15 protein-coding genes are annotated in these 15,641 nt (G+C 48.9%); 10 read left to right on the top strand and 5 right to left on the bottom strand.

Annotated features, from left to right (window positions below; translation table 11 throughout):
* Positions 1–39 precede the first annotated feature (39 nt).
* The 4 genes from purM to O6P33_RS06865 all read left to right on the top strand — a co-directional run bounded on the left by purM (position 40) and on the right by O6P33_RS06865 (position 3,221).
* Positions 40–1,101, top strand: coding sequence for a phosphoribosylformylglycinamidine cyclo-ligase (purM, locus tag O6P33_RS06880; protein ID WP_269817059.1), 1,062 nt, complete (start codon positions 40–42; stop codon positions 1,099–1,101).
* Positions 1,101–1,754, top strand: coding sequence for a phosphoribosylglycinamide formyltransferase (gene purN / locus O6P33_RS06875; protein ID WP_269817058.1), 654 nt, complete (start codon positions 1,101–1,103; stop codon positions 1,752–1,754). Before purM ends, purN begins: the two co-directional genes overlap by 1 nt.
* Positions 1,755–1,764: 10 nt before the next feature.
* Complete coding sequence (locus tag O6P33_RS06870) at positions 1,765–2,484, top strand: DUF3108 domain-containing protein (protein WP_269817057.1); 720 nt, start codon at positions 1,765–1,767, stop codon at positions 2,482–2,484.
* A gap of 299 nt (positions 2,485–2,783) precedes the next feature.
* The gene (locus tag O6P33_RS06865; protein ID WP_269817056.1) at positions 2,784–3,221 is read left to right on the top strand and encodes an OsmC family protein; all 438 of its coding nucleotides are present in this window, start codon (positions 2,784–2,786) and stop codon (positions 3,219–3,221) included.
* Between the two features lie 107 nt (positions 3,222–3,328).
* Here the strand turns inward: O6P33_RS06865 and htpG are convergent, their stop codons facing one another.
* Together htpG and O6P33_RS06855 are read right to left on the bottom strand one after the other, a co-directional pair.
* Positions 3,329–5,233 (bottom strand): molecular chaperone HtpG, encoded by a 1,905-nt coding sequence (htpG, locus tag O6P33_RS06860; protein ID WP_269817055.1) that lies wholly within the window; start codon positions 5,231–5,233, stop codon positions 3,329–3,331.
* A gap of 122 nt (positions 5,234–5,355) precedes the next feature.
* The gene (locus O6P33_RS06855) at positions 5,356–6,609 is read right to left on the bottom strand and encodes an MFS transporter (RefSeq protein WP_269817054.1); all 1,254 of its coding nucleotides are present in this window, start codon (positions 6,607–6,609) and stop codon (positions 5,356–5,358) included.
* Between the two features lie 289 nt (positions 6,610–6,898).
* Between O6P33_RS06855 and O6P33_RS06850 the strand changes: the two genes are divergently transcribed.
* From O6P33_RS06850 to phrB, 4 genes are all read left to right on the top strand, one after another.
* The gene (locus O6P33_RS06850) at positions 6,899–7,474 is read left to right on the top strand and encodes a hypothetical protein (RefSeq protein WP_269817053.1); all 576 of its coding nucleotides are present in this window, start codon (positions 6,899–6,901) and stop codon (positions 7,472–7,474) included.
* 235 nt (positions 7,475–7,709) lie between these two features.
* Positions 7,710–8,669 carry a YbgA family protein gene (locus tag O6P33_RS06845; protein WP_269817052.1) on the top strand — a complete coding sequence of 320 codons (960 nt, stop codon included), beginning with the start codon at positions 7,710–7,712 and terminating at the stop codon, positions 8,667–8,669.
* Positions 8,666–9,571, top strand: coding sequence for a MerR family transcriptional regulator (locus O6P33_RS06840; RefSeq protein ID WP_269817051.1), 906 nt, complete (start codon positions 8,666–8,668; stop codon positions 9,569–9,571). The genes O6P33_RS06845 and O6P33_RS06840 overlap by 4 nt, the downstream gene beginning before the upstream one ends.
* A gap of 10 nt (positions 9,572–9,581) precedes the next feature.
* On the top strand, positions 9,582–11,012 hold the full coding sequence (gene phrB / locus O6P33_RS06835) for a deoxyribodipyrimidine photo-lyase (RefSeq protein WP_269817050.1): 1,431 nt from the start codon (positions 9,582–9,584) through the stop codon (positions 11,010–11,012).
* Positions 11,013–11,081: 69 nt separating this feature from the next.
* On the opposite strand, the gene brnQ is transcribed toward phrB, so the two are convergent.
* Complete coding sequence (gene brnQ, locus O6P33_RS06830; protein WP_269817049.1) at positions 11,082–12,413, bottom strand: branched-chain amino acid transport system II carrier protein; 1,332 nt, start codon at positions 12,411–12,413, stop codon at positions 11,082–11,084.
* 237 nt (positions 12,414–12,650) lie between these two features.
* Positions 12,651–13,415 (bottom strand): zinc-dependent peptidase, encoded by a 765-nt coding sequence (locus tag O6P33_RS06825; protein ID WP_269817048.1) that lies wholly within the window; start codon positions 13,413–13,415, stop codon positions 12,651–12,653.
* Between the two features lie 297 nt (positions 13,416–13,712).
* On the opposite strand from O6P33_RS06825, the gene O6P33_RS06820 reads away from it, so the two are divergent.
* Both O6P33_RS06820 and O6P33_RS06815 read left to right on the top strand, forming a co-directional pair.
* Positions 13,713–14,126, top strand: a complete 414-nt coding sequence (locus O6P33_RS06820; RefSeq protein WP_269817047.1) for a carboxymuconolactone decarboxylase family protein — start codon at positions 13,713–13,715, stop codon at positions 14,124–14,126.
* 133 nt (positions 14,127–14,259) lie between these two features.
* Positions 14,260–14,460 carry a DnrP protein gene (locus O6P33_RS06815; RefSeq protein ID WP_269817046.1) on the top strand — a complete coding sequence of 67 codons (201 nt, stop codon included), beginning with the start codon at positions 14,260–14,262 and terminating at the stop codon, positions 14,458–14,460.
* On the opposite strand, the gene O6P33_RS06810 is transcribed toward O6P33_RS06815, so the two are convergent.
* Complete coding sequence (locus O6P33_RS06810) at positions 14,457–15,605, bottom strand: NnrS family protein (protein WP_269817045.1); 1,149 nt, start codon at positions 15,603–15,605, stop codon at positions 14,457–14,459. The genes O6P33_RS06815 and O6P33_RS06810 overlap by 4 nt on opposite strands.
* Between the last annotated feature and the right edge of the window lie 36 nt (positions 15,606–15,641).

Genomic DNA, 15,641 nt, shown 5'->3' with positions numbered 1-15,641 from the left:
TTATTCGTATTTCCCGCATTTTTCGCAAAGGCCCTATTCATGAGCAACAACAAAACCTCTTTAAGCTACAAGGACGCAGGTGTCGATATTGACGCTGGTGAAGCATTGGTTGAACGCATTAAAGGCGTTGCTAAACGCACTGCACGTCCTGAAGTTCTTGGCGGCCTTGGTGGCTTTGGCGCTTTATGTGAAATCCCCGAAGGTTACCGCCAGCCTGTATTAGTTTCAGGCACTGACGGTGTGGGCACTAAGCTACGTTTAGCCATAGACCTGAATAAGCACGAAAAAATCGGTATTGATCTCGTTGCGATGTGCGTTAACGACTTAATCGTCAGCGGCGCAGAACCTTTGTTCTTTTTAGATTACTATGCCACCGGCAAACTCAATGTGGATATCGCAGCCCAAGTGGTAACTGGGATTGGCGAAGGCTGCGAGCAAGCCGGTTGTGCACTCGTCGGCGGTGAAACTGCTGAAATGCCTGGCATGTACAGTGGCGAAGACTATGATTTAGCAGGCTTTTGTGTCGGCGTCGTGGAAAAATCTGAAATCATTGATGGCTCTAAAGTAGCTGCTGGCGATGTATTGATTGCTTTGCCTTCTTCAGGTCCACACTCCAATGGCTATTCATTGATTCGTAAAATCATTGAAGTTGCCGGCGCTGATATTAAAGAGACGCAATTAGATGGTCAGCCACTCAGTGACTTACTGATGGCGCCAACACGTATTTACGTGAAACCCTTACTCAAGCTCATCAAAGAAACGGGCGCGGTCAAAGCCATGTCGCACATCACTGGCGGCGGCTTAGTAGAGAACCTGCCTCGAGTGCTGCCAGCCAACTCACAAGCAGTGATTGATGTGGCCAGTTGGACGCGCCCTGCAGTCTTTGATTGGCTGCAAGAGCAAGGTAACGTTGATGAAGTTGAAATGCACCGCGTACTCAACTGCGGCGTGGGCATGGTGATATGTGTTGCTGCTGAGCAGCAAGCGGCAGTCCTCGCACACTTGCAAGCATCAGGCGAAAAGCCTTGGATCATTGGTCACATTCAAGCTGCCGCTGAAAATGCTGAGCGTATTGTTCTTAACAACTTAAAAAGCCATTAATGTCCGACTCTAACACCTGCAATATTGTTGTCCTGATCTCCGGATCAGGCAGCAATCTACAAGCCATTATCGATGACTTAGCTGAGCACCCCACTGCCAAAATCAGAGCAGTAATCAGCAACAGCGCTGATGCTTATGGTTTAGTCCGTGCCCAGCAAGCAGGCATTGCCCAACATGTCCTCAACCATAAAGAGTTTGCTGATCGCCTAGCCTTTGACAGCGCTTTGATCGAGGTTATTGACCAATACCAACCTGACTTAGTGGTGCTTGCAGGTTTTATGCGTATTCTCACCCCAGAGTTTACCCGCCATTATGCGCAGCGCTTGCTCAATATTCATCCGTCCTTGCTACCGAAGCACAAAGGTCTGGAGACTCATCAGCGGGCCATTGCTGCCGGTGATACCGAGCACGGCTGCAGCGTTCACTTTGTTACCGAGGAACTCGACGGTGGCCCGGTAGTCATACAAGCGAGTTTAGCAATTTCTGCAGATGACAACGCTGAACAGTTAGCGCAGAAAGTGCATGCGCTCGAGCATCAAGTTTACCCGCTGGCTGTGCGCTGGTTTGCTGAAGGACGCCTGCAGTTACACCAGCACAAAGCCATGCTAGATGGACAACTTTTAGGCCCTTCTGGCTTTAAGTTTCAACCTTAGGAGAACACATATGCGCCGCGCCTTATTTTTTATCCTGGCTGCTTTTAGTCTGCCGGCCAGCTTAATCGCTGCACCACTGCAGCCTTTCTCCGCTAACTACACGGCCGATTGGAAACAATTACCCTTTAGCGGTAAAGCTGAGCGTAGTTTACAAGCAGACAGTAATGGTACTTGGAAGCTTGAATTTTCTGCCTCGATGCTCGTAGCTGGCCTTAATGAAACCAGCTGGCTCACCTTACATAATGGCGAAGTACGCCCACTAAAATACCGCTATTCGCGCACAGGTTTAGGCAAATCCAAATCAATCAAGCAAGATTTTGACTGGACAACGCAACGTGTCACCGGCAGCGATCGTGGCACACCCATTAACGCTACCCTGATTCAAGGCGTTCAAGACAAGTCCTCTTACCAGCTCGCCTTACAGCGCGACGTTGCCGAGGGTAAAACCAGCATGTCTTACCAAGTGTTTGATGGCGATGAGCTCGACACCTATGATTTTCGTGTGCTGGGTGAAGAAAGCGTAGAGACTATGGTCGGTACTGTTGATGCCATTAAAGTAGAACGCGTACGTGACCCAACTCAAAGCAAGCGCATTACCATTTTATGGTTTGCTAAAGACTGGGATTATTTATTGGTGCGCTTGCAGCAAGTCGAAAAAGACGGCAAGGAATACCAAATCATCCTAGAAGACGCCACAGTAAATGACAAAAAAGTTAAGGGCCGCAGCTAACCTGCCCCCCTTAACCTAATCGACCCGAGCTAAGCCGACAGAGCTTGGCTCGGGTTATCACTGTCCCAATCCCCCCCGCCACATAACCCCGCCAGAGCCGTGCAAGCTCCTCTCCCTCGCCCAGTACGACTCCATGCTAGCGCCTAACCTATGCGCCGCTCAGCATCTTTTTACAAGATAAAAATGCCTCCCTCAGCACCCGCAAACTGATCAAGATCAAACCCATCAAAAACCATTATGATATAATACTTATTGTGAATGTTTAGTTTGTTTTAGTTTCCCTAAAGGAGTTATCCAACATGGCTATAAAAACTTTACGGGCAACCGGCCACATGGGTGCCGGAATGACCATTGAAATCATGTGCGGTGAGCACAAAGTGTACATGGACCAGCCTAAAAACGCTGGCGGTGCAGACTTAGGTCCGGCGCCACCTGAGTTGGTTCTCGCTGCCTATGCCGGCTGTGTAGGCAGCCTGGGACGCATTATTGCTTTCCAAGATAAAATTAACCTGCGCGGCATGACATTCGAAGTGGAAGCCGATTACGATCCAGACTGCTTATTGGGGCGTGAGACCACTGCCCGTGCTGGCTTCCAAGAAATGCGTTTAAAAGTAAACATTGATGCTGATTTGGATGATGCTGCCAAGCAAGCTTTTCTAGAAAAAATTGAAGAACGTTGTCCAGTGGGTGACAACCTGATTAACGCCACCAAATTGGTCACTGTTCTCGCTAAGTAATGCACTGGATGAGCTAAACACTCATATTGCTCAACTCGATTAAGCACTGGCTGTAAATAAAAAAACCGCGAATAAATCGCGGTTTTTTTGTCTTGCTCAACTACAGCTTAGCTGCTCAGCTCAACCAGCAGTTTATTCAGACGCTGCACATAAGCTGCAGGATCTTTCAAGCTATCGCCTGCCGCCAATGCTGCCTGATCAAACAAGATCATCGACAAGTCTTCAAAGCGCTGCTCATCCGCCTCAGCATCGAGCTTCTCCACTAAGTTATGCGCTGGGTTAATTTCAAAGACGGGCTTCGACTCAGGCACTTTCTGACCACTGGCCTCAAGAATCTGGCGCATCTGCAAACCTAAGTCTTGCTCACCAATGGCTAAAATAGCCGGTGAATCCGTTAGACGGTGGGATACACGCACATCGGCCACTTGATCACCCAAAACAGTTTTCAAGCGTGTTACTAGCGCTTCTTTACTCTTAGCGACTTCGTCTTGCGCCTGCTTATCTTCTTCAGTATCCAGTGCGCCCAGATCTAAATCACCACGCGCCACATCCACAAAGCTCTTACCGTCAAAGTCGGTCAAGTAGCTCATCAGCCACTCGTCAATGCGGTCGGTGAGCAGCAGCACTTCGATGCCTTTTTTGCGGAATACTTCTAGGTGTGGGCTATTTTTAACCTGCGCATAGCTCTCGCCGGTTAAGAAGTAAATCTTGTCCTGCCCATCCTGCATACGCTCAATATACTGGCTAAGCCCCACAGTTTGCTCATCATTCCCGCTCTGGGTTGAAGCAAAGCGCAACAGGCCAGCAACTTTCTCTTTATTGGAGAAATCTTCAGCTGGACCTTCCTTAAGCACTTGACCAAAGGCATCCCAGAACTTCTGGTAATCCTCAGGGCTGTTTTTCGCCATTTTCTCCAGCATATCCAGTACGCGTTTAGTCAGAGCCGACTTCATGCTGTCGATCACTGGATCTTTCTGTAAAATTTCCCGCGAGACGTTCAGAGATAAGTCATTGGAGTCGACCACACCCTTAATAAAGCGCAGGTACAGCGGCAGGAATTCATCCGCCTGATCCATAATAAATACACGTTGTACGTAAAGCTTTAGGCCGCGCGGTGCTTCCCGCTGATACAAATCAAACGGCGCACGGGTGGGCACATACAGCAGTGAAGTGTACTCCAAGCGGCCTTCAACCTTGTTATGACTCCAAGCCAGCGGGTCCTCAAAGTCATGGGCCACATGCTTATAAAACTCTTGATACTCTTCGTCTTTGACTTCAGTGCGCGGACGAGTCCATAGGGCGCTGGCCCGGTTAACCACTTCCCACTCCACTTCTGCTGCGCCATCAGCGTCTTCACCTGTGACTTCTTTAGGCAGCTCAATGGGCAGGGCCACATGGTCTGAATACTTGGTAATGATATTGCGTAAACGAAAGCCATCAGCAAACTCGCTGTCGTCTTTCTTTAGGTGTAAAACAATACGGCTACCACGCTCAGCCTTTTCAATGGTCGAGATTTCAAACTCGCCCTCGCCTGCCGAACTCCAAAGCACGCCCTCTGCGGCAGGTGCGCCAGCCCGACGGGTAAAGACTTCGACTTTATCAGCCACAATAAAGGCTGAGTAAAAGCCCACACCAAACTGACCAATCAGCTGGGAGTCTTTTTTCGCATCACCGGATAGGTTTTTGAAAAACTCGGCGGTACCTGATTTAGCAATGGTCCCGAGATGATTGACCACCTCGTCACGGCTCATACCAATCGCATTGTCCTCAATGGTTAGGGTGTTGGCATCTTTATCAAAACTGATACGAATTTTTAACTCAGGATCGCCTTCCAGCAACTCAGGCGCAGACAACGCTTCAAAACGCAGTTTGTCTGCCGCATCAGAGGCGTTAGAAATTAACTCGCGTAAAAAAATCTCTTTGTTCGAGTACAACGAGTGAATCATTAAATGCAGCAGTTGTTTGACTTCTGTCTGAAAACCTAATGTTTCTTTTTGTGCTTCAACAGCCATCGGTATTAACTCCATATCCACTAAACATGCCACGCAGTGCTGGCGTTGCATTAGATATGGGGCTCAGTGCAAAAAAAACAACTGCTTTGTGTTGTCCCTTTAGCTATTTAAGTCTTCGAACGTTATGGCTCAAGCAAGTTGATGTCGCTGATTTCACTGGGTAGCAAGCTGAAGCTAACAGTACCTGGGGCCTTTATTTGGCGATGAATAACCAATGCACCCTCTGTATCTAAGCCCACAAAACGGCCTGTCACTTGATTGCCTCGGGTGGTTTGTACATGCACTTGCAGGTTTTCGTACTGAGCAGGATTAACCAAAAGCCTCTGCAAGGAAAAACGTGTCCGCCGATCAAGCGGACGCGGGGTTTTCTGCGCATCAAGAGGCTCTTCAGCAGCTCCTGTTACCTCTGCAGCTTGCGCAACATACTCTGGGTATTGATCACCTTCCACATACCAGCCTTTTTGCGCGTTTTTTAACAGCCGCACTGGCAGACTACGCTGCTGCCCTAAAATATGCGCGGTAACAGTTATATCTAAAGGAGCAGTAAACTGCATGGGTGTTTCAAAGGGTTCAAGCAATACTGTTGGCGTAGCAAAGCGGCGTTGTAAGTAATCTTCCAGCACATATTCTAGGGTGCTGACTGCATCATGATTGCGGTCAACTTCACCGGCTATATAGTGAAGGCGATCTGTCAGCAATTGCACCTCGCCACTCATGGAGGTCTTAAAGTGCGGCGGCAATACCAAATGAAAATCACCGACTAATAAGTTGGGTGGCTGTCTTTGTAAATCCAGATGCAAGGTGTAACCACGACCAATACGCCGCGCCTCGGGCAACCCCTGCTTAGGCAGCATCCACATAATTTCAATATCCGGCAGGCTACCAACATCTTGCGGCAACACATCCAAACGTAATGCTTGCAACTCTGCAGCCACCATGCTGGCGGGTAAGGCAATGCGCAATTCACGCTGCGCAAAAAAATCATTGCCTTCACGCAGGACTAAAACACCATCAATCAACTCGCCATAATGCGGCTTAAACGGCTGCCCAGATAATTCTCCACTCAGGTTTATATCGACTTTAGTCTGCACCTCTTCTACGCCCTGCAACCAACTCAAGTTCAGTAGTGCTTCCACACGGTTAGAGTCAACGCTGGCCAACTGAGTAATACCGACAATTAAAGGAATAAACCCTAAGGCTATAAACACCACAGCTTTGCGCGCTACTTTCCAACAACGCAAAATAAACAACAACATAATCGGCGGCAATAAACTGCCCACGCCCCACAGCAAGCTGGTTTGGAATGCCAGCACTAGCAACCAAAGCAAGCCCAGCACAATCAATAAAAAACCACCTAAAATTAACAAGGCTGACATGCTAACTATTCCTAATAAAGATAAAGCTAGAACTGTGCTCAAATACCCTCAGGCACACTCAGCTAGAATAAAATTCTACTCGGCGCTGCTAGAAGTCTTACTCAGCAAAAACTTAAAGCGCGCCTACAGCATCATACCTGCAATTAATCGCTGACATTAAGAAGCTGATTTTTACTGTTTAAAAACATGACCCAGTTCCAATCGTTAGAGCGATTTAGCTTATGATGTGTAATAATACATAGGTATTTACTTTCAAATACAACTGTACTAAAAATAATGGAGTTGGATTATGCAAAAGCCTTTCGTTACTGCCCTTCTGCTTGCAGCCACACTTGGTTTAGCTGCTTGTGATAGCGAGCCACAGGACAAGTTAGATTCTGCCAAGGGAGCAATGTCTGACGCAGTTGACTCGGTAAAAGACGCCGCTAAAGACACTAAAGATGCCATTGAGCAAAAGTCTGAGCAACTGGCTGAAGCAAGCAAAGACGCGACAGAAGATGTTAAAGAAAAATTGGACGATGCGGTTGACGCAACCAAAGAAAAAGCTGAACAAGCTAAGCAAAAGCTGGACGAAATGGTAGAAGATAGCGAAGACGCTGCCAAAGATGCCAAAGCTGACACTGAAGCCAAAGCTGAAGAGCTAGCGGCTGACAGCAAAGACGCTAAAGAAAAAGCGAAAGCAGAGATCGATAGCGCTGTTGAAGCCAGCAAAGAAGCGGCTGACAAAGCGAAGGCTGACCTAGAGAAAGCCAAGCAAGATACTAAAGCAGATATCACCGACGTAAAAGATAGCGCCAAAGAAAAAGCAGAAGAAATTAAGCAAGATGGCAAAGATGCGATTGATGCAGCTAAAGCCAAGCTATAAACCAGCTAACAGCAGACCCTGCGCTGTTGCCTGAACACAAGCCCACATTGGTTATTAAACGCCTGTGTGGGCTTTTTTAATTGCGGGCACAGCCAAACAGCCCCCAACAATTTGTAATTGAAAACAAATCACCAGCACTGCTAAACCTCAGTCAGCAAAACCTATACAAAAGAATTGACTTGTATAACCACAGCTATATTCTTATGGGCATAATTCACTGCCTATAAAATTCCCTATGAACACTACAAATAACTTAATCAAAGTCGGCATCAGCGCATGTTTGCTGGGCGCACCGGTGCGCTTCAATGGTGGACACAAACAATCACACCTGTGTAAAGATGTTCTGAGCCAGTATTTTCAATATGTCTCAGTTTGCCCAGAACAAGCCATTGGCTTAGGCACTCCACGGGAACCCATTCGTTTAGTGGGTGACACCCACAACCCTCGGGCCATTGGCACTGTTGATTCAAGCCTAGACGTAACCGCAGCACTGACCGCCTATGGGCAACGCACCGCCGCAGAGCTCACTGACCTGTGCGGCTATATCCTCATGCAAAACTCACCATCCTGCGGTATGGAACGGGTCAAGGTCTATCAAGATAATGGCCACACCACAGAGCGTGGCGGCCGCGGTTTATTTACCGCTGCTTTTATGCGGGCGCAGCCTAATCTTCCCGTAGAAGAAGATGGCCGTCTCAATGACCCAGTATTGCGCGAGAACTTTATTACCCGCGTGTTTGCTTACGCCGAATGGCAGCAACTCTTAGCCAGCGGCTTATCTTGGAAAAAGCTCTATGATTTTCATGCTCGCTATAAGTATCAACTGATGGCCAATAGTCCAGCAGACTGCGCTGCCTTGGGGCGCTTACTGGCTAGCAATCACCAAGTGCGCTTAGGTATTTTAGCCAACCAATACTTCAGCCTTTTTATGGCAGCCTTAAAAAAGATCGCCAATCGCGGCTCACACACCAATGTTTTACAACATATCAGTGGTTATATTAAGCGCTCACTCACTGCCGATGAAAAACGCGAACTGCAAGAACTCATCAGCCAGTACCGCACTGGTATTGTGCCTTTAGTGGTGCCCCTGACCCTGATTAAACACCATTTCAAGCGCCATCCAGACCACTATATTGCCGAGCAAGTCTACCTGCAACCACATCCAGAAAATCTCAGCCTGCGCAACGCCTTATGAATACTTCAATTTCACCAACTGTAGCAACAGCAGAACTCTTCCCCATTCGAGAAGTTGCACGGCAAACTGGTATCAATCCAGTGACCTTGCGCGCCTGGGAGCGACGTTATGGTTTAATTCAGCCGCAGCGCAGCGCTAAAGGCCACCGTTTGTACACCCCTGAGCACATTGCGCAAATTCGTCAAGTGCTAAGCTGGCTCGAACGTGGCGTGGCGGTGAGCCAAGTTAAACGCTTGCTGGAAGATGCAGCGGACATACACAATATTGAGGACTCGCCTTGGCGTGCACAACAAGAACAATGGCTAACTTGGATCGAGCAACTGGCCGAACAGAAACTTGATACAGCCTTCAAGCAAGCCATGGCTTTATACCCTCCTGAGACCTTATGCCAGCATCTGTTCCAGCCGGTGCTAAACAGGTTGCAAGAGTACTGGACGCTAACCGATGGTGCGCGGGTTGAGCAAGTATTTTTTATGACTTGGCTCCGCACCCAACTGGCCAGCCGTATTGCGCACAACAACACTTTACACAGCAGTGCACCACTGTTAGTTAGCAGCCTAGCTGAGCAAACGATGCAACCACATTTATGGCTCTGTGCTTGGCTGATCAGTTATTCTGAATGCCCTGTACGGGTTCTGGAGTGGCCCATTCCCACTGCTGATCTCAGCTTAGCGGTCAATCGTCTGCGGCCTCGCGCACTGCTACTGCATAGCAGCCAGCGCTTAAATTTAGAGCAACTGCGCAGCTCCTTAAGCAATATCCATTGCCCAGTATTATTGTCGGGGCAAGCGGTCAAAATCCATCAAACTGAACTGCTTGAGTTGGCACAACTGACCTGCTCTATAGAGCCACTGCAGGCTTATCACCAGTTACTCGAACTGCAACTTCTACAAAGCCATTAAGGGTACTTGCATGCCACAGCTGATCTGGTTTCGAAACGACCTGCGTATCCATGACAACACTGCTTTACATGCGGCCTTACAAGCCGGCCCAAGTATTGCTGTATTTACCCCCAGCCCACAACAATGGCTGCTGCATGATGATGCGCCGAGTAAAATTGATTTTTTATTGCGCAACCTAGCCGAACTGCAAAAAAGTCTAGCTGGGCTTAATGTGCCACTGTTAATTCGCCCGACTGAGAGCTGGCAAGAGGCCCCTGAGGTCATCGCCCAGCTGTGCCATGCGTTTAAAATTGACGCCGTGCATGTCAATACTGAATACGGTATTCATGAAAGCCAGCGCGATGCTGCGGTGGGTGCTCACTTAGTTGATCAAGGTGTCTTATTTCATAGCCATCTAGATCAATTGTTATTTAAGCCTGGCAGTATCCTGACGCAAAGCGGCACCTACTTTAAGGTGTTTAGCCAATTTAAAAAGGCGTGCTATAAAAGTCTCTACGATGCAGTGCCAGCAATCATTCGCACACCGCAGGCACAAGCCCCCTTAGCCATTACCAGCGACCCTGTGCCCTGTAGTGTTGCTGGTTTCCATGCCATAGCGCCTGAACGTCAAACCCTCTGGCCAGCCGGTGAGCAAGTGGCGCAACAGCGCTTAAAGGCGTTTACTGACGCAGCCATTCACGGTTATTTAGAGCGCCGTGACTTTCCAGCACAAGCCGGCACCAGTCAGCTTTCGGCGTACCTCGTTGCCGGTGTGCTGTCCATTCGTCAGTGTTTGCATGCAGCTTTATCAGCGAATCAAGGCGAATTTGCTTCAGGCCAGCAAGGCGTAGTGACTTGGATTAATGAGTTGCTGTGGCGTGAGTTTTATACCCATATTCTAGTTGGTTACCCGCGCGTCTCCCGCCACCGTGCTTTTAAACCAGAAACTGAAGCCCTGGCTTGGCGCAATTCAGAAAAAGATCTATTGGCATGGCAACAAGGCCGCACCGGTTTTCCAATCATTGATGCGGCGATGCGCCAATTGCTAGCCACCGGTTGGATGCATAATCGTCTACGGATGATTGTGGCAATGTTTTTGACTAAAAACTTATTGATTGATTGGCGCGCAGGTGAACGCTTTCTTATGCAACATTTAATCGATGGCAGCTTAGCGGCCAACAACGGTGGTTGGCAGTGGAGCGCATCCACAGGCACTGACTCAGTGCCCTATTTTCGAATTTTCAATCCCGTCAGTCAGTCCAAGCGTTTTGACCCCAATGGCGACTTTATTCGGCACTGGTTGCCCGAACTCAAACACCTCAACGCTAAAGAAATTCATCAGCCCAAGCTCCTAACAGGATTATTTGGCACGGCAGATTACCCCAAGCCCATTGTTGATTTATCTAGCAGTCGAGTGCGGGCCATCAATGCTTTTAAAGACCTGAGTTTAGCCGCCGAATAAAGACGCTTACGCAACCACAGGGTTCAAATGCAAGCCAGCATCTGAGCCCTGCGATTGAGTAACTAACGGCTAATGGGCCAGTGCGTCCCGCGCATAATAACGGTCAACCACAGTCAAACCCAACATCACCACAATCGCCGGCACCAACCAACCCATTTGCTGTTGAGCTAAAGGCAATTGGTGAAACAACTCCGGCACCCAGCTCGCTAGCCCTGCTGCCGCCAAACCATCGACCACACCAAACACTAAAGTCACCAGCATGGTGCCGCGAAACACCAGCGCAGTGGAATGCCAGCAGCGGTCCAACAAACTTAAAACCACGAGCACAATGGCCAGTGGGTAAAGCCCAGTTAAAACCGGAATCGACACTTGAATTAACTGTTCTAAACCTTGGTTGGAAACGCCCCAACTAAAGAGGACAAAAAATAGCACGACATATTTATAAGCAATATTCAGGCGCTGGCTAAAAAATTCCCCGCAGGCCACCAGTAAGCCCACAGCAGTGGTTAAACAGGCCAACGCAATCACCAAAGCCAAGAGTAAATTGCCTACAGGACCAAACACATGCTGCACATACAATGCCAGCACTTGCCCACCATTTTGCGCCTCACTGGCAATACCTTGACTGGTCGCGCCCAAATAGAACAATGATAAATACACCGCAGACAATCCTACTGCTGCGATCAGCCCGGCATAAATCGAATAACGGGTAATCGAGCCTGCGGCGTGCACACCTTTACTGCGCAGCGCTGTGGCAATCACCACACCAAAAGCCAAAGCACCTAAAGCATCCATAGTCAGATACCCTTGCAAAAAGCCTTGTAAAAACGCTTCTTGTTGATACAGCCCCAACGCTTGCCCAACAGCGCCAGCCGGCTGTAAAAATGCGGCCCCACCCAAAATGGCCAGCGCAGCTAACAACACAGGGGTAATCACTGTACCGATACGGTCAATAATCTTATTTGGCGTAATGGCAAGGTAAAGTACTAAAGCGAAATAGGCTGTGGAGTACAGCAACAAGCCTGTACTGCTACTGCCAAAAAAAGGCACTACACCAATCTCATAAGACACCACAGCGGTACGTGGTGTGGCGAAAAAAGGGCCAATGGCTAAATACACAGCCACAGCCAAAATTGTACCCACGGCATTGCCTAAGGGTTGCGTCAACTCAGTTAAACCACCACCTACTCGTGCCAAAGCCACAACAGTCAACAAAGGCAAACCAACCCCAGTCAGTAAAAAACCCAATGCCGCGTGCCAAACAGTGGTGCCCGCCTGCAGACCTGATTCGGCAGGAAAAATAATATTTCCAGCCCCCAAAAACAATGCAAAAGTCATAAAGCCCAGTGCAAATACATCACGCCGACTAAAATGGGATGATGTCGCTGTTGTGGTATTCATGAAGGTCCTTAAGGCTTAAATATCGAATTAAGCGCACAAGTCTAAAGCACTCACCACAATGTACAAAGGACTTAAGGCAAGCCCGCCCTCAAGCTAGCGCCTCGCCCTGTTTTTTTTCAGCACAGTTACGCCGCGAGCCTAGATAAAAAATGCATAGACACAGCGCTACAATGACTTGCTCCGGGCTGACAAAAAAACTATCTCGGGCTAACTATGGCTATCCCCCTGGAGCGCCAATCAGGGTTGCTGCCGATAAAACTGACACAGGAGTCGGTACACTTCTGGCATCTGCTCTTGCATGGTAGTCGGCGCTTCAAAGAAGGTCTCGCTGCATACTGCAAAAAACTCTGCGGGGCTCGTCAACCCATACTCATTCAATGGCAACGGCCGGTTGTGCTGATAATCAGCTTGTAAACGCTGCCACGCATTGCTAAAAATGGTGTGCCACTCCCCTGGGCGCATATTGGGGTGCATCGGTGGAGCACCGTTCGCCCCATCACGGAGCATATCCAGCTTATGCGCTACTTCGTGAATAACCACATTGCTTGCTTTGCCTTGGGCCGCGTACGCTCCAGATTGACTGACTGCCTCCCAAGACAAAATAACCGGCCCACGAAACCAAGCTTCACCACTTAAAGCAGGGCCCTTTGCGTGCACGACCCCATCGTTACTGCGATAGGCTCGCTTGGGCACAAAACCGCCTTCATAAAGAATCACCGTGCGCCAGCGGCTATACCAGTCCAAGCCTAAATGTAAAATAGGGACACATGCCATAGTGGCGATTTTTAAGGCCATAGCGTCGCTAAACTGAAAACCTGCACCAGAAACAAAGCTTTTACGCGCTAGAAAGCGAAAGGTCATAATGCGCAGCGCCTCACGCTCAGCCCCCTGATAACGCTGCATCACTGGCCAGTCAGCAACCGCTGATTCCCACTGCTGAGCAGTAAAGCCCATTTTTTCAATACGGCGATTTTCTCGCCAATGCCGTAACCGTTTAAACATAGTCAATCCACAGCTAATGCCCAACCCATTGTATGCCCTGAACTATATAGCAATTATTTTTTAATTTTTGCGTAACAGCCAGTGCAAACTAAAAAAACTGTTTTAGCTGATTTTCTGCTGCCAACGGGTCGTCACTGCAGTCTAACGAGACGTGCTAGGGAACAATCACGCCAACTGCCCTTACCGCTCCTGAGCTGTAATTGCTGCGCTACTTTAGGTAGTCTGCCTTTATGTTTACTGATGTCTGGCGCGGCACTAATCGCCGTCAGCACAATCCATACCAAGGAGCCCTTTATAATGTCCGAAGATCTTTACCAAAAAGGTATCAACAAAATCCAAGAACTCACCGCCTCACCGGATGACAACCCAACAGGTGCCATGGATATCGGTGAGAAGTTTAAAGATATCGCCCCTGATTTAACCAAGTATGTGGTTGAATTTGCTTTTGGCAGCATTTATTCACGCCCTGGCTTAGATAATAAACAAAAAGTATTAACCACTATTACTGCGCTGGTGGCCCAAGGTAAACCACAAATTGGCATGCATATTAAAACTGGTTTGACCGTTGGCTTAACCCCAGAAGAGATCGTCGGCTGCATCATCCATCTGATCCCCTATGTGGGCTTCCCCAGCGTCTTAAATGCCTTAAGCGTTGCTCAAGATATCTTTGCCGAGCAAGGTTTAACTGTGGACACCAGTGCGTTGCTATAGCCCAGCCTGCACTTCGCCTCAACGCAGACGTTAATGGCAGCGAGCTAGATCACCAATAAAGCCCTTACTTGATGGCTATCAAGCCCTCTTTTACTCAAGCTATGAGAGTATTTGCGAAAAGGAGGGCTTGCTTATGGCGACCTGTTTATACTGCCAACACGACAATCCTACGGAGCAATCGGTGTGTGAAAATTGCGGGATGAATTTACCGCAGCACACCGAACGTAATCAGGCCCAGCGTTTATTACGCTTTAAACTATTTGTGATTGGCTTGACCATTTTTTGTGCAATTATGATTGTTTGGCTGCCACGCAGCAATCCGGCTGGCGGCTAAGTAGAAGGTTTAAGCGTCTGCCCGTCGCGGCTTTGCCAAAATACGCACAGTAACAACAGAAAACTCAGCGACCAACATGCTGCTGCGCTCAACAGCCAAGCGCTGCTTTGCTGGCCCAGTAATGCGGGGATTACCCGCAATAACGCGGCACAATTGATCAACACGCCAGCGACATGACTCAAGGGCCGCGCATTAGGATCGCGAAAGCGCTGCAGCAATTGCGTACGCGCCATGACTGTCAGCGTCAAAGTGCCCAAGGCACCAACGGTGATCGCATGTATGCCGGCACTGAGTAACGCCGGTTTAAACAACAAGGCGCAACCCAACAAAGATAAACCCAAGGCCAGCCACGCGTAGCCTGCGCCCAGTAGTAATAAATCTGCTCGATCTAAACAATGCCATAACTGCCAGCGCGCCAGACGCAATGCGGTCAACAGGCCGCAGCTTAACACCGCAGCGCCAGCCAATTGCTTACTGAGCAGACTCGGCACGGGATACAGTGCCAGTGCAACAAACAGCAGTATCAGAACTGCTCCTTCAATATTGGGCTGCACCCGCGCCTGTAAAGTGCGTTGCTGACGTAACAGATGCCCCGCCACTGCCGGAGCGATAATGCGCCCGCCCATAAAGAACATCAGCAAAGTTAAGCCCAGTAACAGCTCCAGTAACACGCTCTGCCCTTGCCAAGACGATTGCGCAGCAAACACCAGTAATGCACACAGAACAATCAATAAAGGGGCCGTGGCTTTATTGCGCCATTTTTTTGCCGAACGGGCAAAGCGTGGCACTGTCCAGTACGCCGTCAAGCCTGCAACCAATACAGCGCCAGCGACAGCCATGAGACCGCCTGGCAAGGATAAAAAGCCAATCCGTGCCAACAGCCAAACACCGATCAATAACAGGATCTTGCGTCCTTCCTGCGGCCCTAACAAATAACCTACGACCACCAGCATGGCGTAACCAATTAATAGCTCATGGGCATGACCGAAGGCGCTGTACAATCCTGCCGGTGCCAGCACACCGTAGAGTAAGGCCAAAATCGACCACGGCATCAGCAACATCGCATAAGCAGCTGCCAGCGGAAACAGATAATAGCTGGCTGGCTTATTACGCTTTTTCCGCACTAACTGTTCAGCATTACTCACAGGTATTACCTTCCTCGCTTGATTAGATGTTTCTAC

Source organism: Denitrificimonas caeni (assembly GCF_027498055.1).
Lineage (GTDB): Bacteria > Pseudomonadota > Gammaproteobacteria > Pseudomonadales > Pseudomonadaceae > Denitrificimonas.
This window is presented reverse-complemented; position numbering and strand designations above follow the sequence as displayed.